Annotated in this window: 29 protein-coding genes and 1 pseudogene; 5 read left to right on the top strand and 25 right to left on the bottom strand. The window is 66.2% G+C overall.

The window, feature by feature from the left end; translation table 11 throughout:
• Window positions 1-78: 78 nt before the first annotated feature.
• From ACP69S_RS02430 to ACP69S_RS02400, 7 genes and pseudogenes are all read right to left on the bottom strand, one after another.
• The gene (locus ACP69S_RS02430) at window positions 79-216 is read right to left on the bottom strand and encodes a hypothetical protein (protein ID WP_425994512.1); all 138 of its coding nucleotides are present in this window, start codon (window positions 214-216) and stop codon (window positions 79-81) included.
• 127 nt (window positions 217-343) lie between these two features.
• Window positions 344-1,126, bottom strand: coding sequence for an SDR family NAD(P)-dependent oxidoreductase (locus ACP69S_RS02425; RefSeq protein ID WP_425994510.1), 783 nt, complete (start codon window positions 1,124-1,126; stop codon window positions 344-346).
• 65 nt (window positions 1,127-1,191) lie between these two features.
• Window positions 1,192-1,656, bottom strand: a complete 465-nt coding sequence (locus ACP69S_RS02420; RefSeq protein WP_425994508.1) for an NUDIX hydrolase — start codon at window positions 1,654-1,656, stop codon at window positions 1,192-1,194.
• Window positions 1,653-1,853, bottom strand: a pseudogene (locus ACP69S_RS02415) (patatin-like phospholipase family protein); the annotation flags it as partial. The gene ACP69S_RS02420 and the pseudogene ACP69S_RS02415, both read right to left, overlap by 4 nt.
• Window positions 1,854-1,957: 104 nt before the next feature.
• On the bottom strand, window positions 1,958-2,755 hold the full coding sequence (locus ACP69S_RS02410) for a 3-hydroxybutyrate dehydrogenase (RefSeq protein WP_425994506.1): 798 nt from the start codon (window positions 2,753-2,755) through the stop codon (window positions 1,958-1,960).
• 103 nt (window positions 2,756-2,858) lie between these two features.
• A complete protein-coding gene (yaaA, locus tag ACP69S_RS02405; RefSeq protein WP_425994504.1) occupies window positions 2,859-3,626 on the bottom strand; it encodes a peroxide stress protein YaaA in 768 nt (255 codons plus the stop codon).
• A gap of 979 nt (window positions 3,627-4,605) precedes the next feature.
• The gene (locus tag ACP69S_RS02400; RefSeq protein ID WP_425994502.1) at window positions 4,606-5,217 is read right to left on the bottom strand and encodes a class I SAM-dependent methyltransferase; all 612 of its coding nucleotides are present in this window, start codon (window positions 5,215-5,217) and stop codon (window positions 4,606-4,608) included.
• A 137-nt stretch (window positions 5,218-5,354) separates the two neighbouring features.
• On the opposite strand from ACP69S_RS02400, the gene ACP69S_RS02395 reads away from it, so the two are divergent.
• A complete protein-coding gene (locus ACP69S_RS02395) occupies window positions 5,355-5,696 on the top strand; it encodes a hypothetical protein (RefSeq protein WP_425994500.1) in 342 nt (113 codons plus the stop codon).
• A gap of 52 nt (window positions 5,697-5,748) precedes the next feature.
• Here ACP69S_RS02395 and ACP69S_RS02390 read toward each other — a convergent pair whose 3' ends face one another.
• On the bottom strand, window positions 5,749-7,158 hold the full coding sequence (locus ACP69S_RS02390) for an FAD-binding oxidoreductase (RefSeq protein WP_425994498.1): 1,410 nt from the start codon (window positions 7,156-7,158) through the stop codon (window positions 5,749-5,751).
• A 70-nt stretch (window positions 7,159-7,228) separates the two neighbouring features.
• Between ACP69S_RS02390 and ACP69S_RS02385 the strand changes: the two genes are divergently transcribed.
• Window positions 7,229-7,510, top strand: a complete 282-nt coding sequence (locus ACP69S_RS02385; RefSeq protein ID WP_425994496.1) for a type II toxin-antitoxin system VapB family antitoxin — start codon at window positions 7,229-7,231, stop codon at window positions 7,508-7,510.
• Window positions 7,507-7,899, top strand: coding sequence for a type II toxin-antitoxin system VapC family toxin (locus ACP69S_RS02380; protein ID WP_425994494.1), 393 nt, complete (start codon window positions 7,507-7,509; stop codon window positions 7,897-7,899). The genes ACP69S_RS02385 and ACP69S_RS02380 overlap by 4 nt, the downstream gene beginning before the upstream one ends.
• Here the strand turns inward: ACP69S_RS02380 and ACP69S_RS02375 are convergent.
• From ACP69S_RS02375 to ACP69S_RS02360, 4 genes are all read right to left on the bottom strand, one after another.
• Window positions 7,896-8,213: a 1-deoxy-D-xylulose-5-phosphate synthase gene (locus ACP69S_RS02375; RefSeq protein WP_425994492.1), complete on the bottom strand. Its 318-nt coding sequence runs from the start codon at window positions 8,211-8,213 to the stop codon at window positions 7,896-7,898. The two genes, ACP69S_RS02380 and ACP69S_RS02375, sit on opposite strands and share 4 nt — an antisense overlap.
• Before the next feature lie 4 nt (window positions 8,214-8,217).
• Window positions 8,218-9,195, bottom strand: a complete 978-nt coding sequence (locus tag ACP69S_RS02370) for an L-threonylcarbamoyladenylate synthase (RefSeq protein WP_425994490.1) — start codon at window positions 9,193-9,195, stop codon at window positions 8,218-8,220.
• Complete coding sequence (locus ACP69S_RS02365; protein WP_425994488.1) at window positions 9,126-10,397, bottom strand: YceI family protein; 1,272 nt, start codon at window positions 10,395-10,397, stop codon at window positions 9,126-9,128. Before ACP69S_RS02365 ends, ACP69S_RS02370 begins: the two co-directional genes overlap by 70 nt.
• An 86-nt stretch (window positions 10,398-10,483) precedes the next feature.
• Window positions 10,484-11,116, bottom strand: a complete 633-nt coding sequence (locus ACP69S_RS02360; protein WP_425994486.1) for a YceI family protein — start codon at window positions 11,114-11,116, stop codon at window positions 10,484-10,486.
• A 158-nt stretch (window positions 11,117-11,274) separates the two neighbouring features.
• Here ACP69S_RS02360 and ACP69S_RS02355 point away from each other — a divergent pair, with 158 nt between their 5' ends.
• The gene (locus ACP69S_RS02355) at window positions 11,275-13,056 is read left to right on the top strand and encodes an acyl-CoA dehydrogenase (RefSeq protein ID WP_425994484.1); all 1,782 of its coding nucleotides are present in this window, start codon (window positions 11,275-11,277) and stop codon (window positions 13,054-13,056) included.
• 135 nt (window positions 13,057-13,191) lie between these two features.
• Here ACP69S_RS02355 and ACP69S_RS02350 read toward each other — a convergent pair whose 3' ends face one another.
• Window positions 13,192-13,674, bottom strand: coding sequence for a peroxiredoxin (locus ACP69S_RS02350; protein WP_425994483.1), 483 nt, complete (start codon window positions 13,672-13,674; stop codon window positions 13,192-13,194).
• A 112-nt stretch (window positions 13,675-13,786) separates the two neighbouring features.
• Between ACP69S_RS02350 and ACP69S_RS02345 the strand changes: the two genes are divergently transcribed.
• A complete protein-coding gene (locus ACP69S_RS02345; protein ID WP_425994482.1) occupies window positions 13,787-14,371 on the top strand; it encodes a YqgE/AlgH family protein in 585 nt (194 codons plus the stop codon).
• Here the strand turns inward: ACP69S_RS02345 and ACP69S_RS02340 are convergent.
• From ACP69S_RS02340 to ctaD, 12 genes are all read right to left on the bottom strand, one after another.
• Complete coding sequence (locus tag ACP69S_RS02340) at window positions 14,368-14,652, bottom strand: hypothetical protein (RefSeq protein ID WP_425994480.1); 285 nt, start codon at window positions 14,650-14,652, stop codon at window positions 14,368-14,370. The genes ACP69S_RS02345 and ACP69S_RS02340 overlap by 4 nt on opposite strands.
• A gap of 62 nt (window positions 14,653-14,714) precedes the next feature.
• Complete coding sequence (locus tag ACP69S_RS02335) at window positions 14,715-16,382, bottom strand: putative bifunctional diguanylate cyclase/phosphodiesterase (RefSeq protein ID WP_425994478.1); 1,668 nt, start codon at window positions 16,380-16,382, stop codon at window positions 14,715-14,717.
• Window positions 16,383-16,427: 45 nt separating this feature from the next.
• Window positions 16,428-16,988 (bottom strand): GNAT family N-acetyltransferase, encoded by a 561-nt coding sequence (locus ACP69S_RS02330; RefSeq protein WP_425994991.1) that lies wholly within the window; start codon window positions 16,986-16,988, stop codon window positions 16,428-16,430.
• Window positions 16,989-17,031: 43 nt separating this feature from the next.
• Complete coding sequence (locus ACP69S_RS02325) at window positions 17,032-18,303, bottom strand: M16 family metallopeptidase (RefSeq protein WP_425994476.1); 1,272 nt, start codon at window positions 18,301-18,303, stop codon at window positions 17,032-17,034.
• 133 nt (window positions 18,304-18,436) lie between these two features.
• A complete protein-coding gene (gene thrC / locus ACP69S_RS02320; protein WP_425994474.1) occupies window positions 18,437-19,837 on the bottom strand; it encodes a threonine synthase in 1,401 nt (466 codons plus the stop codon).
• Window positions 19,837-20,538, bottom strand: a complete 702-nt coding sequence (locus tag ACP69S_RS02315; RefSeq protein WP_425994472.1) for an SURF1 family protein — start codon at window positions 20,536-20,538, stop codon at window positions 19,837-19,839. Before ACP69S_RS02315 ends, thrC begins: the two co-directional genes overlap by 1 nt.
• Window positions 20,531-20,893, bottom strand: a complete 363-nt coding sequence (locus ACP69S_RS02310; RefSeq protein ID WP_425994470.1) for a DUF983 domain-containing protein — start codon at window positions 20,891-20,893, stop codon at window positions 20,531-20,533. The genes ACP69S_RS02315 and ACP69S_RS02310 overlap by 8 nt, the downstream gene beginning before the upstream one ends.
• Window positions 20,894-20,995: 102 nt before the next feature.
• Window positions 20,996-21,868, bottom strand: coding sequence for a cytochrome c oxidase subunit 3 (locus ACP69S_RS02305; protein ID WP_425994468.1), 873 nt, complete (start codon window positions 21,866-21,868; stop codon window positions 20,996-20,998).
• A 180-nt stretch (window positions 21,869-22,048) separates the two neighbouring features.
• Window positions 22,049-22,699 carry a cytochrome c oxidase assembly protein gene (locus tag ACP69S_RS02300; protein ID WP_425994466.1) on the bottom strand — a complete coding sequence of 217 codons (651 nt, stop codon included), beginning with the start codon at window positions 22,697-22,699 and terminating at the stop codon, window positions 22,049-22,051.
• Window positions 22,677-22,826, bottom strand: coding sequence for a hypothetical protein (locus ACP69S_RS02295; RefSeq protein WP_425994464.1), 150 nt, complete (start codon window positions 22,824-22,826; stop codon window positions 22,677-22,679). Before ACP69S_RS02295 ends, ACP69S_RS02300 begins: the two co-directional genes overlap by 23 nt.
• Window positions 22,823-23,848: a heme o synthase gene (gene cyoE, locus ACP69S_RS02290; protein WP_425994462.1), complete on the bottom strand. Its 1,026-nt coding sequence runs from the start codon at window positions 23,846-23,848 to the stop codon at window positions 22,823-22,825. Before cyoE ends, ACP69S_RS02295 begins: the two co-directional genes overlap by 4 nt.
• A 207-nt stretch (window positions 23,849-24,055) precedes the next feature.
• Window positions 24,056-25,720, bottom strand: coding sequence for a cytochrome c oxidase subunit I (gene ctaD, locus ACP69S_RS02285; RefSeq protein ID WP_425994460.1), 1,665 nt, complete (start codon window positions 25,718-25,720; stop codon window positions 24,056-24,058).
• Window positions 25,721-25,726: the final 6 nt, after the last annotated feature.

The following is a 25,726-nucleotide window of genomic DNA, read 5'->3' as shown; positions in this document are numbered from 1 at the left end:
ACCCATCCTCCCGTTATTTTTCCGGGAGAGTGGGCGTCGCATCGGCAGGCTAGCAAGCCTGCCGCGAGGTCAGCCGGATCAGCCCCGGTCGCTGCGCACCGCTTCGACGGTGGCTTCAGTCGTGAAGAAGCAGGCGGCCATGGCCGTCAGCATCATGGCGATCAGGGCCAGCATACCGCGCGGTGGAGCCAGGCTGACGAGGTCTTGCGGGGTCATGGTTCGTTTCCTCGAAGGCGCCCGGATCTGATGTCCAGGCTGCTCTCGAGAAAAGCTTCTCACCGCGCAGCGGCTTCCGCAAGCGCCTTGTATCTCAAGGGTTTTCTTCGACTCCAGAGTCCAGAAATCAAAAGATCGAATAGCCGCCGTCGATCACCAGGGTGTCACCCGAATGGTAGCTGGAGGCGTCCGAGGCCAGATAGACCGCCATGCCGCCAAAATCCGCCGGCTCGCCCCAGCGGCGGGCCGGAACGCGGGGAATGACCTTCTCGGCGAAGGCAGCGTTGCCCTGGGCCCCGGCCGTCATCTCGGTGGCGATCCAGCCGGGCAGAATGGCGTTGGCGCGGACGCCGTAGCGGGCATGCTCGACGGCCACCGACTTGATCATCGAGATCACCGCCCCCTTGGTCGCGGCATAGGCCTCATTGCGGGCCGCGCCCTCGATGGCGGCCAGCGAAGCGACCCCGACCAGCGAGCCGCCCGGATCACCCGACCTGGCCCGGTCGATCATGTGGCGGCAGGCTTCGCGCAGGGTGAAGAACACGCCGTCCAGATTGACCGCCAGGACCTTGCGATAGACCTCGGTCTGCATGTCGACGAAGGAGGGCGAAGCGAAGTTCACGCCGGCATTGGCGAACACCGAGTCGATCCGCCCCATCGAGGCGACCGCTTCGCCCATGGCGTCGGCGACCTGGGTCTCGTCGGACACGTCGACCGTTTGGGCCTTCACCCGCACGCCGTGCTTCAGCAACTCTCCCTCAGCAGCCTGGTTTCGCTCGGCGCTGGAGCCCCAGATGACGATATCCGCGCCCGACTGGGCCAAGGCCGAGGCCATGCCCAGGCCGATACCGCGATTGCCGCCGGTGACCAGGGCGACCTTGCCGGCCAGATTGAACGGCGCATAGGCCATGACGCTTCTCCCTTGAACGTTTGTTTGAAGGAGAGGCGGAGGCGACGCTCCCGTCAAGGGCGCCGCTACGTCCCTTCGTCTCCTCCGTTGCCCAGGGGAGGCGAAAACAGCTCATAGGTTTCAGCGATCATCCGGCGGGTCTCGTCCCATTCGACCAAGGCCATGGCTTCGTCACGCGTGACGAACCGCGCCTCGGCCGCGTCGTCGCCGGCCACCGGCTCGCCGGAGATCCAGCGTGCGGCATAGTCGATCAGCACATAGTGGCGAGTGACCTCGCCGACCTTTCCATCGAGAAGGGGTCGAGCCGAAAAGACGCCGTCGATCACATCGACCAGGCCCAGGATTTCGGCCTCGACACCGGTCTCTTCCTTCAGTTCGCGAAGGCCCGCCGCGACCGTGGTCTCGCCCCACTCCATGCGACCGCCCGGCAGGCTCCACTGGCCCAATCGGGGCGCCGTGCCGCGTTTGATCAGCAGCACCTCGTCGCCGCGCAGGCAGATCACGCCGACGGTGGGCACGGGAAAGGTCATGGGAATCCGGTCTTCAGGTCGATGCTGGATTTGACCCCGATACAGGTTCCGCAGCCGGTCAGCCAGGTCTCGGCGGCCTTGCGGCCTCGTTCCTTCAGGCCGAGCAGGAAGCTCCACTCGGTGTTGAACTTGGTCGATAGCGCCAGGTCGGCCAGCGGCCCGTCGGCGGTAATGGCGTGGACCAGTAACCGGCGATAAAGAAACGCGCCATGCGCGCCGCCGCCCTGCAGGGCCAGGCTCAAGAGCCGGGGGTCGGCGGGCTTATTCTTGAACAAACCCAAGGACATGACCCGCTCCTTCCCTATTGGGCGGTCCAGCCGCCGTCGATCTGGAAGGCCGAGCCGTTGGCCGAGGCCCCGGCGTCGGAGACGAGATAGAGCAGCATGCCGGCCAGCTGGTCGAAGGTGACGAACTGCTTGGTCGGCTGGCTGGCCAGGATGACGTCGCGCATGACCGCCTCCTCGCTGATGCCGCGGGCCTTGGCCTGGTCGGCGATCTGGGCCTCGACCAGCGGGGTCTTCACGAAGCCCGGGCAGATGGCGTTGCAGGTGATGCCGAAGGTCGCGACCTCCAGCCCGACCGTCTTGGTCAGGCCCATGATCCCGTGCTTGGCGGCCACATAGGCCGACTTGAACGGCGAGGCGACCAGACCGTGCGCCGAAGCGATATTGACGATCCGCCCCCGCCCTTGCGCCTTCATGATCGGCACCGCCGCCTTGGTGGCGTGGAAGGCCGAGGTCAGGTTGATGGCGATGATCTGGTCCCACTTGTCGGTGGGAAAGTCCTCGATCGGGGCCACGTGCTGGACGCCGGCGTTGTTGATCAGGATGTCGAGCTCGCCGAACTCTGCCTTGGCGGCCAGCACCATGTCGGTGATCTGGCCGGGATTGGTCATGTCGGCGCCGTTATAGAGCACTTCGACGCCATGTTTTTCGGCCAGCTCGGCGCGGGTCCGCTCGATGGCGTTCATCTCGCCAAGGCCATTGAGAACGATATTGACGCCCTGGGCGGCAAGGGCGTCGGCGAGCGCGTGGCCGATGCCGCTGGTCGAGCCCGTGACGATGGCGACCTGACCCTGCAAACCGAAATCGACGGCCATGGATGCGCGCTCCCTGATCTAGCTGCCCCAGTAAATGTTGCGGTGCAGCATATAGCTCGCCTCCGCGAAGGGCGAGCGCTTATAAATTCATCACTAGATGAATTCAGGGCTGCGGGCGAGCGAAAACCCAGTCGGTGTCGGTAGAGAGCGCGGGGCGGAACTTGTAGCCGTCCAGATCGAACGCCTTCAGGTCCTTGGCGTGCTCGACGCGCTTGTCGATGATAAAGCGCGCCATCCGGCCCCGGGCCTTCTTGGCGAAGAAGCCCAGCACCTTCAGCATCCCGGCCTTCTCTTCCTTGAAGTGGCAGGTGACCACCGGCAACTTCAGGGCCTTGGCGTCGACGGCGCCGAAATATTCCTGGCTGGCCAGGTTCACCAGCGTCTTGTCGGCATGGCCTTCGGCAGCGTCGTTGAGGGTCTTGGAGATCGTCTCGCCCCAGAAATCGTAGAGATTGGCGCCGCGCTTGGTCTTCAGGCGCGTGCCCATCTCCAGACGATAGGGCTGCAGGGCGTCCAGCGGCCGCAGCACGCCGTACAGGCCTGACAGGATCCGTAGATGGTCCTGCGTCCACTCCAGAGCCGGCCGATCCAGCTCCCGCGCCGCAAGCCCTGCATAGACGTCGCCATTGAAGGCGATCACGGCCTGCAGGCCTTCCTCGACCTCGGGATCGAAGGCCTGGAAACGCTCGCGGTTCAGCGAGGCCAGCTTCTCGGAGATGTGCATAAGTCGGCGCAGGTCGGCAGCGGTCAGCTTGCGCGTCACCTTGGCCAGTTCGGCGATCTTGCCCTTCAGCTCGGGCGTCGTCAGGGGCAGAACCTGCTCCGGAGCGGTGAAGTCCAGCGACTTGGCGGGGGAGATGACCATCAGCATGAGCGGGAGATAGAGGGTCCTGAGGGGGATCGCCAGCGGCGAGGTGATGGATCGTCACTTGTCCCCACCTGACCGCGGAGCCTGTCCTCGGGCGCGCGCTTCGCGCGACCCGGGGGGCGGTCGTCCTCCCCCACAGGGGGAAGATGAGGTCAGCGCGTTTCATCTTCCCCCTTATGGGGGCGGACGGCTGCGTAGCAGCCCGTAGGGGGCAAGTCTGGCGGCATGGCTTCGCGACCTCACGCGGAAAACCGCCGAGTTGGTGGGAAGGGTCGCGGAGCGTCCGGGCCTCGCCCGGATGTGTGAGTAGCTGAATACCGTTTCGACGAAGACGAACGCTCCGCGTGATCGTTATCCCTCTGGCCGGGGTGCGCAGGTCTGGTTCAACCTTTTGCCCCACCCGGGTTTCTCCTCCTTCGTAGCCGGACCCAGCCCTTGAGCTGCAGCCTCGGCTCTCCCGGAAACCCGGAGCGAACCTTCGGACGGGCGGAGACCCTGGCAGATCCCCGATGGACAGGTTTACGTCCCCTGTCCTCCTTTAAGTCCGCCGGCCCCGCTCACGCGACTCCGGCAAACCCCGCTCGATCACCCCTGACAGCCGTCGCTGGTCGCCGGCCGGACGCCCTTCCCGTGCTGTCAGGTGAGATTGATTATGCGGGCGGTTTCGGCGCCGAGGATTGGCGCGATGAAGAATTTTACAAGTCGCTGAGATGACTGATATTTTTTTCGAAAAGTGTGGGGATGGAGGGCAGCCAATCCCCTCTCCCGCTCCAGAAAACTTGTCATCCCGGAAGCCTCGCAGAGGCTATCCGGGACCGCAGCAAGCTCCGCGTTTCCGGCGGTCCCGGTTCTCCGCTGTGCTACGGCCGGGATGACACGACTTTAGGGCGCAAGCCCACGTACGCGCCGAAGGGGGCCATCCTTCAATCTCCCGGCGAGACTCGCCGGACTGTTCAGTAGCCACTCGCTAGAGCCGCGACCACTAGACTGGCTTGCGTGCCGTGATTCCGACCCACGGTCCCTGGCCACCATCATACCCGCCGCCCAAATATTCCGTGACTGATTGAATGTCCCATTCGGCCGAGCGCCTATAGGCGGCACTGACTTCGTCGGCCGTCAGATAGTTGAAGTAGCGTCCGAAGGCGTCACGCCCTTCGCAGCCGCCGCCTTTGAAATTGGCGAAGTGGACCCCACCAGCCCTCAGGGCGCGAAACACAAGAGCCAGAACACCTGGAAGTGCGGGACGGGGCACGTGTACCAAGCTGGCGTGCGCCCAGACACCATCGTATTCGTCCACCCCATCGAGTTCATCGAACCGCATCACGCGGACTGGGCGACCTATCCGTTCCTCAGCCTTGCGGGCGATCTCTGGGACGCCGTCCGTAGCGTCGAGTTGAAAGCCTCGGGCCAGCATTTCTTCGCTGTCTCGACCGCCGCCGCAACCAAGTTCAAGAATGCGGGCTCCTGGCGCGAAAAGCTGAAGAAACGAATCCAAGTGCCGGCTTGCGCCGCCCGGTCCGCTGGCCGCGTAGACCGGCGCCTCATTGGCGTAGAAGCCAAGCGTCGCCTGATCGCGTGCTGTGTGATCGGGCAATGAGGGCCCAGGCGCTGCCATGCTCTATTTTATCCTCCGACTGGGCGCAGGACAATGACGCAAGCCCACCCGAGGCACCTCGCCCGGCGTCCACTCACCCCCTCGACGCCGCCGCGCCCGCCCGCTATCCCGCGCCCATGACACCCCAAGCCCTCGGCCACCTGGCCGCCCTCGCCTGGCCGGTCCCGATGGTCGCCGCCCTGATCCTGGTCGCCGCGACGCGGGCGCTGCGGTTTCGGGTTCTGTGGTGTCTGGTCAGCCTGGTCGGCGTCGGGGCGTTCTGGATGGAGATCAGCTCCGGCCGCTGGGGCTTCATCCCGCTGGCGATCAACCTGCTGGGCCCCGGCCACGCACCCGGCTTCCACAAGGCGGTGATCCCGCTGGGCGCCGTGATCGCCATCGCGGCCGCGCTGCGGGCTAGAGCATTTTCCGATAAGTGTGAAACGGTTATCGGATCGAAAAATGCTCTAAACTTTTGACTTAGAGCCCTTTTCGCCCGACCCTGATGAAGCCATCAGGTCGGAAAGGGCTCTAGAACAAGACCCGGGGGTTCATGATCCGCTGGGGATCCAGCGCCGAGCGGATGGCTCTCAGGGCCGCCAGCTCGACCGGATCCTTGTAGCCAATAGCCTCGGCCGTCTTCATCGCGCCAAGCCCGTGCTCGGCGCTGATCGAGCCGTGCATGTCGGCGGTGATGTCGTGAACGATCTTCGCCCCTGCATCACGCAGGGCCTCGTGAGCGTCCTCGTCGCCGCCAACGGGCCTGAGCACATCGTAGTGCACATTGCCGTCACCCACATGGCCGAAGGCGACGATGCGGGTTCCCGGATAGGCCTTGGCGATGGCGGCGTTGGCCCGCTCAATGAAGACCGGGATCTGCGACACCGGCACGCTGACATCGTGCTTCCAGGCCGCGCCTTCCGGCTTCTGGCCAGCGGAGTGGCCCTCGCGGATATGCCAGAAGGCCTTCATCTGGGTTTGCGTCTGGGCGACGGCGGCGTCGCTGATCAGGCCGCGTTCCAGGGCGCCGGTCAGCAGGCGCTCCAGCGCCGCCTCGGCCGCGCCGGGCTCGCCGCTGGCGATCTCGATCAGCACGTACCAGGGATGGATCGACGGCAGAGGATCGCGCAGGCCCGGCACGTTGCGTAACGTCAGCTCGAAGCCCAACCGGCCCATCAGCTCGAAGGCCTCGACCGCTCCGCCCGTCTCGTCCTTGGCGCGGGCCAGCAGCTGGATGGCGTCGGCCGGCGAGCCCAAGCCGACGATGGCCACGGCGCGCGAGGCCAGCAGCGGGTGCAGCTTCAGGCTAGCGGCGGTGACCACGCCCAGCGTGCCCTCGGCCCCGATCAGCAGCTGCTTGAGATCATAGCCGGTATTGTCCTTGCGCAGGCGTTTCAGGCCCCGCCAGATCTCGCCATTGGGCAGCACGGCCTCAAGGCCCAGCACCTGCTCGCGCATCATGCCGTAGCGCAGCACCGCCGTACCGCCGGCATTGGTCGAGACCAGGCCGCCGATGGTGCAGGAGCCCTCCGAGGCCACGCCCACGGTGAAGCGCCGGCCGACGGAGGCGGCCTGGGCATGGGCCTCGGACAGGGTCACCCCCGCCTCCAGCACCATCACGTCGTCCAGGCCGTCGACGTCGCGCACGGCCCGCAGCTTCTCGGTGGAAAGAAGGATCTCGCCCTGCGGAATCTGGCCGGCCACGAGGCCGGTATTGCCGCCCTGCGGGGTGATCGCCACGCCGCCCTCGGCGCAGATGCCGACCACGGCGGCCACCTCCTGCGTGGATCGCGGCAACACCAGCAGAGGCGTCTGCCCCCGCCAGCGCCCGCGCCATTCGAGGAGCTTGGGGGCGAGGCGATCAGGGTCCTGGCTCCACCCGTCCTCGCCGAGCACGGCTTTCAGGCGGGACAGGGTATCGGCGGGAACGGGCTTGGTCATGGGGCCGGAGGATACGCTTTTGAGCGAGGGCGGAAATAGGATATACGCCGATATATACCGGAGACGCCTGATGGGCATTTTCATCAAGAACCCCGAAACGGAGCGCAAGGTGCGTGAACTCGCGAACCGCCGCGGCTCCACGCTGACTGCGGCTATCGATCAAGCGCTTGATCAGGCCTTGAAGACTGAAGTCAGCGCGCCACGCGCCAAGAAGACCCTTGAGGAAATTCGAGCGGCCACCGACCGGTTTCGTCGCGCGACAGGCCTCGACAAGCTACCATCGACGCCCGTCTCCAAGGCGGAGTGGGATGCGCTTTGGCCGACAGGCATACCAGAGATCGACAATCTGTGACGGTCGTGGTGGACGCTTCCGCTCTGGTGGCCATGGCGCTCGCGGAACTTGAACGTTCATCGTTCGAGCGGATCGTAGCGCAAACAGACACCCTTCTGGCGACACCGGTCAATTTGATGGAAGCCGGAATTATCCTCATCCTGCGGGAGAAGCGCTTCACTGCCGACGAGTATCATCGCTGGCTCGAAGACTTGGACATAGTATCGTCCGACCTCGTCAACGAACGTGAGGCCCTCGACGCCTACATGCGATGGGGCAAGGGCGTGCACCGGGCCGGGCTAAACATGGGCGACTGCTTTGCCTATGCCCTGGCCAAGGCGCTGGACGCGCCGCTGTTGTACAAGGGCGACGACTTTCCGCAGACCGACGTCCGCTCGGCGCTCGACTAACCCAGCGCCGGATCCGGAACGCCCCGAATATCGCGCCAGTATTCCTCGCGCACGTCGTCGTCGATCACGGCCGGATCGCCCGCGCCCTTGTAGAGGCGGTCGCCGCCGTCCTTGCGGGCCTTGGCGATCCAGAAGGGCTGGCCGGTTTCGAGGTCGCGGAAATTGGCCTTCAGGCCCGAGCCGCGCAGAGCTTCGAACGACCGGCCCGCATAGTAAAGGGTCTCGCCGGTTTTGGAGGAGCCGACGCGGCCGATTCGGGCGGGGCCGTTCAAGCCCTTGGACTTGTCCTCGAGATACATGATCCGGAACTTCATCGGCCTATCCTACGTACCCGGCGGCGCGACGCAGCCGGTCATTGATCGCTTCGCCCAGGCCTTCGCCCGGAATGGTCGCCACCGCGATGCCGACCGGTTTAGTCCGATCAGCGGCGCGCAGAAACGAAAAGAGGTTCGCGGCGGCTTCCGCCAGATCGCCGGTTGGGCTGAGATTGAACACGCGCTCCCCGTCCGGCCACGGTCCGAACGCCAGGAACGCCTCGCCAGCTTCCGGCGCGGCGGCGTCGATCCGCACGGGCGCGTCGGGAGCGTAGTGCAGGGCCAGCCGGCCGGGTGAGCGCCTGGCGTCGTTCTCGGCCTCGGCCAGAGGACCGACGACGGCCTCAAGCTGGGCGCGGGTGACGGCACCGGGACGCAGCAGGCGCGGCGGGCCGTCGAGCACGGCGACGACGGTGGATTCCAGGCCGACCTCGCAAGGGCCGCCATCGAGCGCGACTGCGGCCTTGTCGCCGGTCTCGCCGAAGGCGTCCGCGAAGGTCGTGGGGCTGGGCCGACCCGAACGATTGGCCGACGGCGCGACCACCGGTCCGCCGAACGCCGCCAGCACCGCGCGCGACAGTGGATGGCCGGGCACGCGGATGGCCACAGTGTCGAGGCCGGCCCGGGCGAGGTCGCAGACCGCCGCAGCCTCGCGGATCGGCGCGACGATGGTCAGCGGGCCCGGCCAAAAGGCCTTGGCCAGGGTCATGGCGCGGTCGTCGAGGACGGCGATCCGCGCGGCGGTCTCGACATCGGCGACATGGGCGATCAGCGGGTTGAATCGCGGACGGCCCTTGGCCTCGAAGATCGCCGCCACGGCGGTTGGATTCGAAGCGTCGGCGCCCAGACCATAGACGGTCTCGGTCGGCAGCAGCACCAGCCCGCCAGCCGCCAGAGCCCGTGCGGCGGCTTCTATTTCCGCTTGGCGGTCAGCGAGAAACTCACCCGCACCTTCGCCGCGATCTGATCCGTAGACGCCCATTCACCCTGTCCAACCCCGAACGTCGTCCGGTCTAGGGTGGTTACACCGCGCGCCGTGGCCGTGTCGCCGTCGATCTTCAGCGAGAACGGCAGGCTGAGAGGCTTGCTGACCCCGCGCAGGGCCAGCGTGCCGTCGGCGACATAGCGACCCTCCCCGGTCTTGCGGAACTTGGTGGCTGTGAAGATCGCCTTCGGATGGGTGGCGCTATCGAAGAAGTCGGCGCTGGGCAGGCTCTGGTCGCGCTGCTCATCGCCGGTCCGGGCCGAGGCGGTGTCGATGGAAACGGTCAGCTTCGAGCGGTCCAGGGCCTCGGGCGAAAACAGGATATCGGCGGTCCAGCGGGTGAAGCTGCCTTCCAGCGCCTCGCCTGACCAGGTGGCGGTGAAGCCGAGCTTGCCGCCCTTCGACATCGTCCAGGCCACGGGGTCCTTCAGCGCCGATTCAGCGACCGGAGCGGCGGCATCGGCAGGCGTCGTCGCCTCCGGGGTGACCGGCGCGGCGACAGGTCGGTCGATGTCCTCGACGACCGCCGAGGCTGGGGCGGCCTTGACGGTCGGCATGTATAGATAGCCGGCGGCTATCACGGCCGCGAGACCCGCGGCGGCAAGCCAGGCCCGCGGCTCCTTCCAGCCCGGTCGGGCGCCCGGCGCCATGTGGCTCAGCACCTCGTCCTTATCGAGGATCTGGTGCTTGGCCACCGCGCCCAGGTGCAGCAGCAGGAGCAGATAGGTGGTCTTGACCAGCACGCCGTGGCCGATCTCGCCGATCTCGTGCCAGACGCCCTTTGCGCCCGCAGCCAGGTCCGGCAGCAGCGGCAGGTGCGGCCAGGGGATCGCGCCGAACAGCAGGGTCGGGATGTTGGTCCGGCTGGTCGAGACGATCAGCCAGCCAGTCAGGGGCAGGCCGATCATGATCACGTAGAAGCCGGCGTGCACCACGTGCGAGGCGATCTTCTCCCAGTTGGGCTGGCCCATCGGAGGAGGCGGCGACCTATGGGTCAGCTTCCAGGCCAGCCGGAACAGGCTGAGCAACAGGATGGTGATGCCGATGGACTTGTGCAGCTGAAAGAGGGCGAAGGTCGTCGGTCCCTTGGGACCGTCCCCCGCCCTCCAGCCCAGAATGATCTGGAAGATGATGGCCGCAGCGATCAGCCAGTGAATGACGATCGCTACCGTCGTATAGCGCGTGCGTGTCGCGGCCATCAGGCTCTCCAGATTCCCTCTGCTCTCAAGCTTACGCATTTCTTCGTGCGAACCGGAGGCCAGTTCGCACGAAGATGCTTGGTGGCTTACTTCTTGTCGAACTCGACTTCGATGTTCAGCACGACGTCATCGGAAACCATCGGGACGTACTTGGAAACCCCGAACTCCGAGCGCTTGATCGTGGTCGAGGCCGAAAAACCGGTCTTGACGCTGAGCGGCGCGAAGCTGCCGCCGACGCCGTTGAAGGTGACGTCCAGCACGACCGGCTTGGTGACGCCGTGGAAGGTCAGGTCGCCGGTCACCTTGCCCGTGTGGCCATCGCCGATATCGACCTTGGTCGAGACGAAGGTGATGGTCGGATATTTGGCGGTTTCAAGCCAGCCGTCGCCAACCAGTTCTTTGTTGAACTTCAGGCCAAAGGCGTCGGCTCCTGTGGAGGTGTCGATCGAGGCTGGATCGACCGTCACGGTGATCTTCGAGGCTTCCGGCGCCTTGGGATCATAGGTGAAGCTGGCGTCCAGCTTGGTGAAGCGCAGGGTGTAGTTCGAGAAACCCATGTGCTTGAGCTTGGCGGTCAATACCGCGTGGGTCTTGTCGAGCACGTAGTTGCCGGCCGGCAGGTCGGCGGGCTTGGTCGAGGTGACGCCTGGCGCGGCCGAGGCGGCGGACGCCGTTAGCAGGGCAGCGGCGAGCGCGGCATAGGCGAAGGGGCGAGTCATCAGGGAGCTCCAAAACTGTGATCGCTGCAGTTACGATTTATCCGACTTAAGAAGTCCACGCTCAAGATGAAGGGCCACAACATCACAAAGTCGTGACCGCTTGGCGCGATCCGCTGACGCGCCTAAACAGAACGCCGATAATCTGGAGCTTCTCCCCCATGACATTCCGCGCGCCCGTCCGCGACATCGCCTTCTCGCTGCGGCACGCGGCCGGCTTCGACCGCCTGTCCGCCGCCTTCCCCGAAGTCGACGCCGACACGGTCGAGGCAGTTCTTGAAGGGGCCGGAGCCCTGGCTGGCGACATCCTTGCCCCGCTGAACCGTCAGGGCGATCTGGTCGGCGCGAAGCTGGAAAACGGCGTGGTCCGCGCCGCGCCCGGCTTTGGCGACGCCTACACGCAGTTCGCAAAGGGTGGCTGGAACAGCCTGGCGGCCAGTCCCGATCACGGCGGCCAAGGCCTGCCCAAGAGCCTGGAGATTGGCGTCTTCGAGATGGTCCACGCCGCCAACATGGCGTTCGGCCTCTGCCCGATGCTGACCCTGGGCGCCATCGAGGCCCTGGCCCACCATGGCACCGAACGCCAGAAGACCCTGTTCCTGCCCAAGTTGGTCTCAGGCGAGTGGACCGGGACCATGAACCTGACCGAGCCCCAGGCCGGTTCGGACCTGGCTGCAATCACGACGATGGCCACGCCGGATGGCGACGGCGGCTGGACCCTGTCGGGTCAGAAGATCTACATCACCTGGGGCGACCACGACGTCGCCGACAACATCGTCCACCTGATCATCGCCCGCACGCCCGATGCGCCGCCCGGCGTGAAGGGCATTTCGTTGTTCCTCGCCTCCAAGGTCCTGGTCGGCGAGGACGGGGCGCTGGGCGCGGCCAATGCCCTGCGGGTCGGCGGGTTGGAGCACAAGCTGGGCATCCACGGCTCGCCCACCTGCGTGATGTTGTTCGAGGGCGCCAAGGCCGAGCTGGTCGGCCAGCTGGGCTCGGGCCTGGCCCATATGTTCACGATGATGAACGCCGCCCGCCTGCAGGTCGGAGCCCAGGGCGTGGGCATCGCCGAACGCGCCTACCAGCAGGCCCTGGTCTTCTCGCTGGAGCGCCGCCAGGGCCGCTCGGCCTGGACGGGCGAAAGCGCGGCCCGGCTGTTCGACCATCCGGACGTGCGCCGCACCCTGATGCTGATGAAGGCCAAGATCGAGGCGGCGCGGGGCATCTGCCTGTCGACCGGCGTCGCCGCAGACCTGGCCAGCCACGGCGCGACCGAGGAAGAGCGCACCGCCGCAAAGCTGCGCGAGGAGCTGCTGACCCCCATTGCCAAGGCCTGGTCGACTGATATCGGCGTTGAGGTCGCCTCGCAGGGCGTGCAGATCCACGGCGGCATGGGCTTCATCGAGGAGACCGGCGCGGCCCAGCACTATCGCGACGCCCGCATCGCTCCGATTTATGAGGGGACCAACGGCATCCAGGCCATCGACCTGGTCGGCCGTAAGCTGAGCCTTGGCGAAGGCCAAGCCATCGGCGACCTGATGGACGACATCCGCGACACGATCGACGCTCTGGACGCGGCTGGTGATCCGGCTTTCGGAACCGTGGCCAGGCGCCTGGAGACCGCGCTGGACGCGGCCAGCGCCGCGACCGCCTGGCTGATCGAGCGCCGGGCGCGGGCCATGCCCGACGCGCTGTCGGGGGCCACGGCCTATCTGAAACTGCTGGGCGACGTGGTTGGCGGCTGGATGCTGGCCAAGGGCGCCCTGGCGGCCCCGGCGGCTATCGCGGCTGGCGAAGGCGACGCGGGATGGCTGGGGACGAAGCTGGCCCTGGCCCGGCTCTATGCCGAGGCGGTGCTGGCCCAGGTACCGGGGCAGATTGCGGGCGTGATGATCGGCGCGGCGGATCTGGCGGCGGCGACGCCGGAAATGCTGGGGGCTTAGGGCGGGCAGAAATCCTCCCCCTGGCGGGGGAGGTGGCGCGAAGCGCCGGAGGGGGAAGTGCAGCTGAAATCCAGCCAGACCTCCCTCTCCGTCGGCTGCGCCGACACCTCTCCCATCAGGGAGAGGATCTAAAGCCTACAGCTGATCCAGCATGTAGTCAGCCGACGAAACCTTGAATTCCCCGCCTTCTTCGACGTTCAGCGTCGTCACCACGCCGTCCTTGGCGATCAGCGAATAACGCTGCGAACGCGAGCCCATGCCGAACTTGGAGCCGTCGAACTCCAGGCCGATCGCGCGGGTGAAGTCACCATTGCCGTCGGCCAGCAGCAGCACTTCGCCGTCGATGCCCTGGTCCTTGCCCCAGGCCTTCATCACGAACAGATCGTTGACCGAAACGCAGGCGATCGTATCGACGCCCTTGGCCTTCATTTCGGCCGCGTGGTCCTTGAAGCCCGGCAGATGCTTAGCCGAGCAGGTCGGGGTAAAGGCGCCGGGGACGGCGAACAGGGCCACGGTCTTGCCCTTGAACAGGGTGTCGGAGCTGACCGGCGCAGGGCCTTCAGCCGTGCTGGTCATGAAAGTGGCCGCTGGAAGCGTATCGCCAACCTTGATCGTCATGGGCTTGGTCCTGTTCGTTGAGGGTGCGTAAAATCGAATATAGGTCGTATGACAACGCGCCAAGTCAGAGGTTGGACTTGAAACTGTCGCCTTCCGCCCCGATCCTCTAGCCATGGACCAAGTCACCCAGGAAGACGCGGAGTTCCTGGCCGGTCGCCTTTTGGTGGCCATGCCGGGTATCGAGGACGAGCGGTTCGAGCGCGCGGTCCTCTACATGTGCGCCCATGACGCCGAGCAGGCCATGGCCATCACGGTCAACCGCCCGGTCGAGGGCCTGACGGTGTTCGAACTGCTCGACAAGCTGGGGGTGCGCTCCGAGATCAAGACCCAGACCAATCTGGTTCTGATGGGCGGTCCGGCGGAGCTGGAGCGCGGCTTTGTCCTCCACACCGACGATTTCAATTCGCCCGATTCGACCCTGGCCCTGAACGACGGCCTGGCCCTGACGGCGACGCGGGACGTGCTGGACGCCATGGGCAGCGAGATCCGCCATCCGCGCCGGGCGATCCTGGCCCTGGGCTATGCCGGCTGGGGTCCGGGGCAACTGGAGCAGGAGGTCCGCGATAATATCTGGCTGGTCTGCGACGCCGACGAAGAGCTGCTGTTCGACGACGACCACGAGCACAAGTGGACGCGGGCGCTGGCGAAGCTTGGGATTTCGGCCGATCACCTGTCGGCGCAAGCGGGTCGGGCTTAGTCCGCGCGCGAGCTCTTGTTCGGACCGAACTGGAGCAGGAACAGCAGGCCAAATAGCACGAACTTGGACCAGGAAATCAGAGCCGGGACACCGGTCGTATAGACCACGCCAGAATCCGACATGACCGGATAGGTGGCTCCGGCAGCCTTGTCAGGCGCAGAGTGAAACTCGTGGCCGACGAGGAAACTGGCAACAAACATTGCCACGATCAGGCCAATGAGGAGCCACTGACATACCTTACGATGATCGGCGAAAAACCGGGTCCGCATCGGCGTTTCCATGGGTTCAGCCAGCGTTGAACACGGTCAAAATAGATCCGTGTCGCCATAGGTCAACCTAAGGATTAGCCCCGCGCCTTCACCGGCGCGGCGCCATCCACATAGGCCTCGTTCAAATAGACCTCGGCCTCCTGCGGCGACAGGGCCGGCGCGTAGCCGAAGCCTTGGCCGTAGTCGCAGCCCAGCGCTTGCAGGGCCGCAGCCATTTCGGCGTTCTCGACGCCTTCGGCGACGACTTCCAGGTCCAGGTCCTGACCCAGCTTGACCACCGAGCGGACGATCTTGGCCGAGCCCGGATTGCTGCCCATGGTGCGGACGAAGTAGCGGTCGACCTTGAGGGTGTCGAACGGCAGGCGCGTCAGATATTGCAGCGACGAGAAGCCGGTGCCGAAGTCGTCCAGCGCCAGGCCGGCGCCGGCGTCGCGAAGGGTCCGCAGGATCACGGCGGCCCGCTCGGGGTCGCGCATGATGTCGCTTTCGGTGACCTCGAGCTTGAGGGCCCCACGCGGCAGCTTGTTGACCCGCAGCACCTCGGCCACGTCGTGAACCAGGCCCGGACGATCGATCTCGCCGGTCGAAAGATTGACGCTGACGGTCAAGGCGCCGACGGCCGGATGGCTGCGGCGCCAGGCGGCCAGCTGCGCGCCGGCCGTGCGCATCATGTGCTCGCCCAGCTCGCTCATCAGGCCCATTTCCTCAATCAGCGGGAGGAATTCGTCGGGCGGCAGCATGCCGCGGCGCGGGTGCAGCCAGCGGGCAAGGGCCTCGAAGCCCGATAGCGCGCCGGTCGACAGCCGCACAACGGGCTGGAAATAGGGGGTGATCTCGCCGCGGGCGATGGCGCCGCGCAGGTCGGCCTCCAGGGCCAGGCGCGACAGGCCGTCGGTCTCCATCGAGCGGCCATAGGCGGCGGCGCCGCCACGACCGGCCGAGGACGCGGCCTCGACGGCCAGTTCGGCGCGACGCAGCAGTTCGGTGGCCTCAGGCGCGTCTTCGCCGCCCTCTGCCGACACGGCGCCGATGGACAGGGTGGGATGGATATCGAATCCGGCGACCCGCAAGGGCTGTTCCAGCGCCTTGCGCAGGATCTCGGCCGGCTCGAAGCCCTGGGGTTCGCACAGCACGGCAAACTCGTCTTCGCCGATCCGGCCCATGATCGAACCCGCCGGGAAGGCCGCAGCCAGGCGCGAGCCCAAGGCGGCCAGCACCAGGTCGGCGCGTTCGTGGCCCAGGGCCTCGTTCAGGCGGCGCAGGCGATCGACGTCGGCAACCACCAGCTCGTGGACGCCGTCATGGGTCAGGCGCTCGCGGGCACGGGCGATGAAGCTCTTGCGGTCCAGCAGGCCGGTCAGGTCGCAGCGCTCGGAGGCGGCGAATTTCACTTCGGGGGCGACGACGCCGGCGGCGCGAACGCCCTCCTCCAGCCACACGCCCCGCCAGATGCAGGTCTCGAAGCCGCGCATGCGCAGGCGGGCGACGACTTCCGAGCCCGGCTCGCGGAATTTCAGGACTTCCTCGGCCTGGGCGCGATCCTGCGGCAGGGCCAGAGCGCGGAAGGCGGCGGAGGAGCATTCAGGGGCCAGCGGGCCAAGACCCAGGGCGCGAGCGGCGCCATTGACGCGCAGGCGGTCGGCTTCAGGCTCCCAGATCCACAGGGCGACGTCGGCCGCGCCCAGCGCTTCCAGCGTGGCGGTCGTATCCCAGATCTTACGGTCCGTAGCCCGAAACGACATACTCGATCCCACGCCATTGTGGCGTTTCTCGCCAGGACCTCCGCGCTAGGATCGCGCGACAAGTCCGAACAGACGATGATCTCGCCATTCGCCGTTAATTTTCAAATAAGCAGGCGCGTAACCCTCTTCGGAAAAGCCGCATTTCAGCAAAAGAGCGGCCGAGGCGGTGTTTTCCGGCATGCAGGCAGCTTCCAGCCGATGGAGCCCAAGACCTTCGAACGCGAACCGGATCACCGTGTCGACGGCGTCGGTCATGTGGCCCTGACGGGCGTGTGGCTGGCCGACCCAATAGCCGGCCGTGCCGCTCAGCGAGACGCCCCGCCGCACGTGAAACAGCCGTACCGCCCCAATCAGGACATCGTCGCTCTTGCGAAAGACGAAGAACGGCCAGGCCTCTCCGGTCTCCAGTTCGCGGGCATAGGCGCCCAGCCGGGCGCGAAAGGATCGGCGGCCTAGATCGTCCTCCGGCCAGGCAGGCTCCCAGGGCTGCAGGAACTTCCGCGAGCCGCGCCGCAGTTCGGCCCAGGCGCGATGGTCCGACACGCGCGGGGCGCGTAGATAGACGCCACTGCCTTGAAGCTTCAGGCCGGGTCCGGAGCGGAACATCTTCAGAAGGGTCGACACAAGGTCCTCGGCGGAAGGACGGCCCTCAGGCCGCCGCGAACAAGGCTTTCTCGAAAGCCGGGCCGGCTTTCAGGGCCGACTTCGCGCCGAGAATGGCGGTGGCGCAACGCCCGGAACCCAGCAGTTGTTCACCCAGACGTACGACATCGGCCGGAGTGACGGCGTCGACCTCGGCGGCCAGTTCGGCCGGCGGATAGAGGCGGTCAAACAGCAGCACCTGGCCGGCCGCCTGTTCGGCGCGTGACAGCGCCGCCTCGCGGGCCATGAACATGTGAGCCTTCAGCTGGGCCTTGGCGCGGGCCAGTTCGCTGGGCTCGATGTGACGGGCCAGGGCCACCAGCTGCTCGGCGCAGACCTTGGCCGTCTCTACGGCGTTGCCGGCCGCGCAGCCGGCGTAGATACCAAGCGCCCCGTGATCGGCATAGGTGTCAGAATAGGCGTCGATATTGTAGGCGAGGCCGCGCTTCTCGCGGGCCTCCTGGAAAAGCCGCGACGACATGCCGCCGCCCAGGCATTCGGCGAAGATGCGCAAGGCGAAATAGTCCTGCTGGCGCGCGCCGCAGGCCGGCAGCATGAACACCAGGTGCGACTGTTCCAGCTTGCGGACTTCGCCCTCGTGCCCGCCGACGAACGGTGCGGGACTAGACTCGGCGAGACCGTTGTGAGCGGGAACGCCGCCAAAGGCGCGCTCGGCGGCGGCCAGCAGCTCGGCCTCGCCGACCGCGCCCGTGGCGCTGACCACCAGCCGGTCGGGGGCGTAGAGCGCGCCGCGCCATTCGGAGAGGGCGGCGTTGGTGGCGGAATTAACGCTTTCGACCGAGCCGAGGATCGGTCGGGCCACCGGATGCTTGCCCCAGGCGGCGCGCTGGATCAGGTCGAAGACATAGTCGTCGGGCGCGTCGGCGGCCTCGGCGATCTCCTGGGCCACCACCTGCTTCTCGCGGGTCAGGTCGGCCTCGTCGAGGGTGGGGCGCAGCAACAGGTCGGCGATGACCTCCATGCCCAGCTCCAGCCCGCCCTTCAGGGCCCGCACCTGGAAGCTGGTGCGCTCATAGCCGGTGGCGGCGTTGATCGAGCCGCCCTGGCTTTCGATCACCTCGACGATATCGCGCGAGGTCCGCGAACCGGCGCCCTTGAAGACCATGTGCTCCAGCAGGTGCGACCAGCCCGAGCGGGGGACGTCCTCATGGGCCGCGCCGCGACCGGCGACGACGGTCAGGGCCAGGGTTTCCAGACCCGGCATCGGGTCGCAGACGACCCGGACACCGTTGGGAAGGGCGGTGAGGGTGGCGGTCATGCGAAACCCTCCCCCTGAAGGGGGAGGCGGCCGGAGGCCCGTGGGGGTAGTACGCACTGAGACAGCAGAACTTCCCCCGCCGTCGGCTTCGCCGACACCTCCCCCGCTAGGGGGAGGACCTGAACGTGCTTGCTCACGAAGTGGCCGCGAAGGTGCGCACGAAGGCCTTTACCGTTTCGACGCTGGCGGGCAGGCGGTCGAAGCGCTCTGGCTTGTGGGCCAGGTCCGGCGTGGTGCGCGGCGTGGCCGGCGTCAGGCCGCAGGCGGCCAGAACGGCTTCCGGGAACTTGGCCGGGTGGGCCGTGGAGAGCACCACCACCGGCGTGGTCGGATCGTCCAGCTTGACGCCGGCGGCGGCGGCCACGCCCACGGCGGTGTGCGGATCAATGACCTCGCCGGTCTCGTTCAGGGTCGAGAGCATGGTCTTGGCGGTGTCGGCCTCGCTGACCGCCACGCCGCGGAACAACTCGCGCATCATGGCGAAGGCGCTGGGCGGGATGTCGATCAGGCCGCTGTCGGTGAAGCCCCGGAAAGCCCGGCTGGTCTCGACCCCGTCACGGCGCACGGCCTCGAAATAGAGCCGCTCGAAATTGCTGGCCACTTGGATGTCCATGGCCGGGCTCTGGGTCGCGGCCACCGTCCCCTTGGCGTAGCGACCCTCCTCGAAGGTCCTGGCCAGGATGTCGTTGGAATTGGTCGCGCAGATGATCTGAGCGATCGGCAGGCCCATGCGGGTGGCCACGAAGGCGGCATAGGCGTCGCCGAAATTACCGGTCGGCACCACGAAGGCGACCGGTCGCTCCGGCGCGCCAAGCGCCACGGCGGCGGTGAAGTAATAGACGCTCTGGGCCGCGATCCGCGCCCAGTTGATCGAGTTGACGCCCGACAGATCGACCGCGTGGCGGAACCGGTCGTCCTGGAAGGCCTGTTTGACGATGGCCTGGCAGTCGTCGAACGAGCCCTGGATCGAGACGCAAGCGACATTGTCGTCGGTCGCCGTGGTCATGAACCGGCGCTGGACCTCGCTGATCCGGCCTTCGGGAAAGAGGGCGACGATGCGGGCGTTCTTGCGGCCCCGGAAGGCCTCGACCGCCGCGCCGCCGGTGTCGCCCGAGGTGGCGCAGATGATGGTCATCTTCCGCGACTGGCGCTCTAGGACATAGTCGTAGAGCCGCCCCAGCACCTGCATCGCAACATCTTTGAAGGCCAGGGTCGGGCCGTGGAACAGCTCCAGCAGGAAGCGGTTGGAGCCCAGCTGCTTCAGCGGCGCGACCGCGTTGTGGGCGAAGCTGGCATAGGCCTCGGCGCACATGTCGGAGAGCACCTCGGCCGGAATGTCGTCGCCGACGAACTTGCCCATCACCGCAGCGGCGACCTGGGCGTAGGGCTGGCCGGCGAACGCGGCGATTTCCGCCTTGGTGAAGGTCGGCCACTCGGCCGGCACATAGAGGCCGCCGTCGGGGGCGAGGCCCGCCAGCACGGCGTCGAGGAATCCGATCGGGGCGGCCTCGCCGCGGGTTGATACGTAGCGCATCAGGGTCTCAGTCTCCGCCAGAGCATGGCGGCATAGATAAAGAGCAGGGTCACGGCAAGACCGAACCACGTCAGGGCGTATTCGAGGTGTCGATTGGTAATTTCTGCCGGAAGCGGCGCGGGCGCGACGCCGGACGGCGCCGGGGTCTCGCGCTCGACCATCAGCGCCAGCGGCGCCGGCTTGCGCCCGGCGAGACCGGCCACGGCCTTGGCGCGGTCGCCGCCCAGCTGGGCCAGAGGGATCAGGACGCCCGTGACCTGTCCTGGTTCGGCGAAGGCCCGGGCCGGGGCTTCGACCTGACCGGTCAATTCGGTAACGACGCCGCGATCGACCAGGATGAGGTCATAGGGACCGCTCTCGACGCCGCACAGGGCCTGGGCGCGCCAGACCATGTCACCGTCGCGTATGCCATAGGCCAGGGACAGGGGCGGCAGGGACGCCGGGCGGCAGGCGACCTCGACCCGCGTCCAGGCGACGTTGCTGCCCTTCGCTGCGTCGGCCAGAACCGGGCCGATCGGAACGGCCGGGGCGGTCTTCAGGGCTTCGATCCGCGCGAGCAAATCTTCCTTCCAGGCCATGCGCTTCATTTGCCAGACGCCCAGGAAGCACAGGATGCCAAAGGCGATAGCCACGGCGACCGTCAGGCCGATGGGGAAGCGTCGCCGCTCCGTGAAGTCGAACTTGGGAAGGATTTCAGACATCGCGACGACCGGCCTCCGAGGCCTTGTTGGCGATTGCGGCGGCGACCATCAGGCCCTTGGCGGGCCGCATCAGGCCAAGGCTCAGCGCCAGGGTGACGGGCAGCCAGACCAGCAGCAGCAGCCAGATCGGCCAGTTCCAGGCGAACATCGAAAACAGCGCCCCGAAGGCTCCGATGAAGCCGGCGATCAGGATGATGAAGGTCGAGGCTCCGTCGCCGGTCTCGTGGCGGCCTAGCGCGAAGCCGCAGGCCTCGCAGGTCGGCGCGATCTTCAGGAAGCCCTCGAACAGAAAGCCTTCGCCGCACTTGGGGCAGCGACCGCCGGCGCCGGCCAGGAATGGGTTCACATGAGCCATGAGGCCGTCCTTACACCCTCCCGTCGCCGGGCGTGAGTGGAAGCCAAAAATGAAAAAGCCCGGAACGCTGGTCTGCGTTCCGGGCCCCTCGGAAGTTTGGATCTAGTGGGCCGAAGCGCCGAAGATCACGTAGATGAAGGCGAACAGGAACAGCCAGACCACGTCGACGAAGTGCCAGTACCAGGCCGCAGCTTCGAAGCCGAAGTGCTGTTTGGGGGTGAAGGCGCCGTTCTGCAGGCGGATCAGGCAGACGATCAGGAACAGGGTGCCGACGAACACGTGGAAGCCGTGGAAGCCGGTCGCCAGGAAGAAGGTCGAGCCATAGAGGCCCGAATTCACGGCGGCTTCCGAATAGAACAGCTGTTCATGATTGATGTGGGCGTATTCGTAAAACTGGATGGCCGTGAACAGCGCGCCCAGCAGGATGGTCAGGATCAGGCCCCACTTGGCGCCCTTGCGATCACCGACCTGCAAAGCGTGGTGCGCCCAAGTCACGGTGGTGCCTGACAGCAGCAGGGTCAAGGTGTTGACCAGCGGCAGGTGCCAGGGCGAGACGGTCTCGACGCCGGCCGGCGGCCAGCTGGCCCAGGCGGTGCGGACTTCCTCGATCGCCGACAAGGTGCGGTGTTCGTGGAACAACGCCATCTCGAAGAACATCCAGAACCACGCCACGAAGAACATCACCTCCGAAGCGATGAACAGGATCATGCCGTAGCGCAGGCCGATCGTGACGACCGGGGTGTGGTCGCCGGCCTTGGCTTCCTTAGCCACGTCGCGCCACCAGCCGAAGAAGGTGTAGAGCACGCCAGCGAAGCCTGCGGCGAAGATCGCCCAGTTGCCCTTTTCGATGCCCAGCACGCCCTTGACCCAGCCGATCAGGCCGATGGCCATGACGGTGGCGGCGATCGAGCCCACGAGGGGCCACGGACTGGGCGGCAGGATGTGATAATCGTGTTTGACGGCGCCGTGGGCCATGTTGGTGCTAACCCTTATTCCCTCTAGAGCGTGATAGCCGAAAGTGGTCGCCGGTTTCGGCGGCCATCACGCCCTCACCCAAAGTTTTGAAGCCCGTTTTATTCCTTTGGGCAGATTCCAAAGGGACAGGCTTCAAGCGCGCCGACCAGGTCCCCCCGCCGAAACGCTCCGTGCTGAACGCTATAGCCCTCTCGACGGCGCGCCGCCAAGGGGTTGAACGATGCGAGGCGTAGTCGAAACCGCCTGTTTTTGCGCCGAGCCGTCCTCGACCGCCGGGAAGAAGGTGTAGGAGAGCGTGATATCGCCCTTACCCTTGGTCTCGGGGTCGTCGACATATTGCGGATCGACGAAGTAGACGACCGGAAACTCGACCGTCTGGCCGGGCCGAATCGTCTGGTTGCTGAAGCAGAAACATTCCAGCTTCTGGAAGTAGGGACCCGCCTGTTCCGGCACCACGTTATAGATGGCCCGGCCAGTCATCGCCCGGTCGCTCTTGTTGGTGACCTTGAAGAAAGCCAGGCCTGTATCGCCGATGCGGATGTCCTGGCTGGTCTGCTCGGTGGTGAACTCCCAGGGCAGGTTACGGATATTGGCGTCGAACCGGATGGTAACCTTGCGGTCCAGCACCTTGGTCGGGGCCAGGTCGGCCTTGCGCACCGTGCCGTCGAAGCCGGTCATCTGGCAGAACAGCTTGTACAGCGGCACCGAGGCATAGGCCGCGCCGACCATGCCGAAGAACGCAGCCGCGCAGATCAGGCCGACGCGCGCATTGCGCCTGGCCATCAGATCCTTGGGACCGGGGGCGGGATCAGAAGGGACGGTCTGCGACATTGGCGCCAAGCCTCACAACGGTAACCACGAACACCAGGATGACGAAGGCCACAAGGCCCAGGCCCAGGGCGATATTGCGCCCCTTGCGCGCCTTGCCGGCGGCGTTGTCCTCGACAAGCTTGTTCATTGCAGAAGCTCCAAAGCCTTGACGCCAAACACCGCCTCGCCCAGCAGGGCGGCGAACATGACGAACAGATAGAGGATCGAGAAGGCAAACAGGTTGCGGGCCGCCTTGGCGCCGGCCGCCTCCTCCGGTGAAGAAGAGCCATCCTCGGCGACCTCATAGAGGTCGCGGTCGGCGGCGCGCGGATCGGCGGCGTCGCCGGCCTTGCTCAGGAACACCCGGAAGGCCAGCAGCAGGAACACAGCCCCACCCAGTCCAGAGACGGCCAGATAGATCGGACCGCCCAAGCCCGTCAGGACGGGCGACAGGCAGACCGGGATCAGGATCAGGCTGTAGATCAGGATCTGCAGACGGGTGTGTTTCGCGCCCTTGACCACCGGCAGCATGGGAACCCCAGCCTTGGCGTAGTCGGTGGTGATGTACAGCGACAGCGCCCAGAAGTGCGGCGGGGTCCACAGGAAGATGATGGCCACCATCAGCCAGGCGTTCAGCGGAGCCGAGCCCGTGGCCGCGGCCCAGCCGATGACGGGCGGCAGGGCGCCGGCCAGGCCGCCGATCACGATGTTCTGGGTCGTCCAGCGCTTGAGCCACATGGTGTAGACCACGGCGTAGAAGATGATGGTGAAGGCCAGCAGGCCAGCGGCCAGCCAGTTGACGGCCATACCCAGCAGCATCACCGACAGCAGGCCCAGCACCACGCCCAGGGCGGCGGCGTCGTCGCCGCGCACCTTGCCCGAGGGCACGGGGCGGCCGCGCGTGCGGCGCATCAGGCCGTCGATATCGGCGTCGAACCACATGTTCAGGGCGCCTGAGGCCCCTGCCCCGACGGCGATGCACAGCACCGCAACGGCGGCCAGCACCGGGTGCATGGGCTCGCGCGCGGCCAGCAGGCCGGTCAGGCCGGTGAACACCACCAGCGACATGACGCGCGGCTTCAGCAGTTGGAAGAAATCCTGCCAGCGGGCGGCTTCGGGGGCCGTCTGGGGCTGGGCGGTTTCCGGGGTCATGGCGGCGGTCTTCGACATCGTGCGGGATTATAGCAATCTTGATGGGCGAAGGGCGCGGCCCGGACCCTTAAGTGGTCCAGACCGCGCCCCCGCGTTTCAGGCTTTGGTCTAGAGCCTGTCCACGCCGCCTTCGGCGGGGATAAACAGGCTCTAATCTAAACATCTAGAGCATGGCAGGCGCCGAAACCGGCATCCACTTTCGGCTGCCATGCTCTGGCGAAGCGATCAGCGGTGATCGTCTTCCCTGATCACCGGCGGCTCGCTGAACTGGTGGAACGGCGGCGGCGAGGACAGGGTCCATTCCAGGGTAGTGGCGCCTTCGCCCCACGGATTGGCCTCGGCCTTGCGGCGGCGGACAGCGGCCTCGATCAGGATGATCAGGAACACGATCACGCCGACGACGGTGATCATGTAGCCGACCGTCGAGACGTAGTTCCACTTCGCGAAGGCTTCCGGATAGTCGACATAGCGACGCGGCATGCCTTGCAGGCCCAGGAAGTGCTGCGGGAAGAAGATCAGGTTGACGCCGACGAACATGATCCAGAACTGCAGGCAGCCTAGGAACTCGTTGTACTTCACGCCCCACATCTTCTCGAACCAGTAGAAGAAGCCGGCGAAGATGGCGAACACGGCGCCCAGCGACAGCACGTAGTGGAAGTGGGCCACGACGTAATAGGTGTCGTGCAGGCTGTAATCGATGCCGGCGTTGGACAGGACGACGCCCGTGACGCCGCCGACCGTGAACAGGAAGATGAAGCCGATCGCCCACAGCATGGGCGTCTTGAAGCTGATCGAACCGCCCCACATCGTGGCGATCCACGAGAAAATCTTCACGCCGGTCGGAACGGCGATGATCATCGTCGCGGCCACGAAATAGGCGCGCAGATTGATGCTCATGCCGACGGTGTACATGTGGTGAGCCCACACGACGAAGCCGACGAAGCCGATGGCGACCATCGCGTAGGCCATCGCCAGATAGCCGAAGATCGGCTTCTTGGAGAAGGTCGAGACGATGTGGCTGATGATGCCGAAGCCTGGCAGGATCAGGATGTACACTTCCGGGTGACCGAAGAACCAGAACAGGTGCTGGAACATCACCGGGTCACCGCCGGCGGCCGGATCGAAGAAGTGGGTGCCGAAGTTGCGGTCGGTCAGCAGCATGGTGATGGCGCCGGCCAGGACGGGCAGCGACAGCAGCAGCAGGAAGGCGGTGATCAGCACCGACCAGGCAAACAGCGGCATGCGGTGCAGGGTCATGCCCGGCGCGCGCATGTTGAAGATCGTGGTGATGAAGTTGATCGCGCCCAGGATCGACGAGGCGCCGGCCAGGTGGAGCGACAGGATCGCCAGGTCCATGGCCGGACCCTTGTGGCCGATGGTCGACAGCGGCGGATAGATCGTCCAGCCGCCGCCAAAGCCGTTGCCCGGACCGCCGTCGACGAACATCGACAGGCAGAGCAGGATCCAGGCGGCGATCAGCAGCCAGAACGAGACGTTGTTCATCCGCGGGAAGGCCATGTCCGGCGCGCCGATCATGATCGGCACGAACCAGTTGCCAAAGCCGCCGATCATGGCGGGCATGACCATGAAGAAGATCATGATCAGGGCGTGGGCGGTGACCACGGCGTTGTAGCCGTGCTTGCCCTTGAACAGACCCATCTGGGCCAGGACGCCGGTGTCGGAGAACACCTGGATGCCCGGCTCCATCAGTTCCCAGCGGATCAGGCCCGACAGGGCCCCGCCCACGATCCCGGCCATGATGGCAAACAGGATGTAGAGGGTGCCGATGTCCTTGTGGTTCGTCGAGAAGAACCAGCGCTGGAAAAAGGGCGGCTTGTCGTCAGCGCCGTGCGCTGCGTCGTGATGATCGGTGTCTGCGGCGTAAGCCATCGGACT

Source organism: Caulobacter sp. DWR1-3-2b1 (assembly GCF_049895765.1).
GTDB lineage: Bacteria > Pseudomonadota > Alphaproteobacteria > Caulobacterales > Caulobacteraceae > Caulobacter.
Note: the sequence above shows the minus strand (reverse complement) of the source record. Positions and strands in the feature narration are given on the sequence as shown.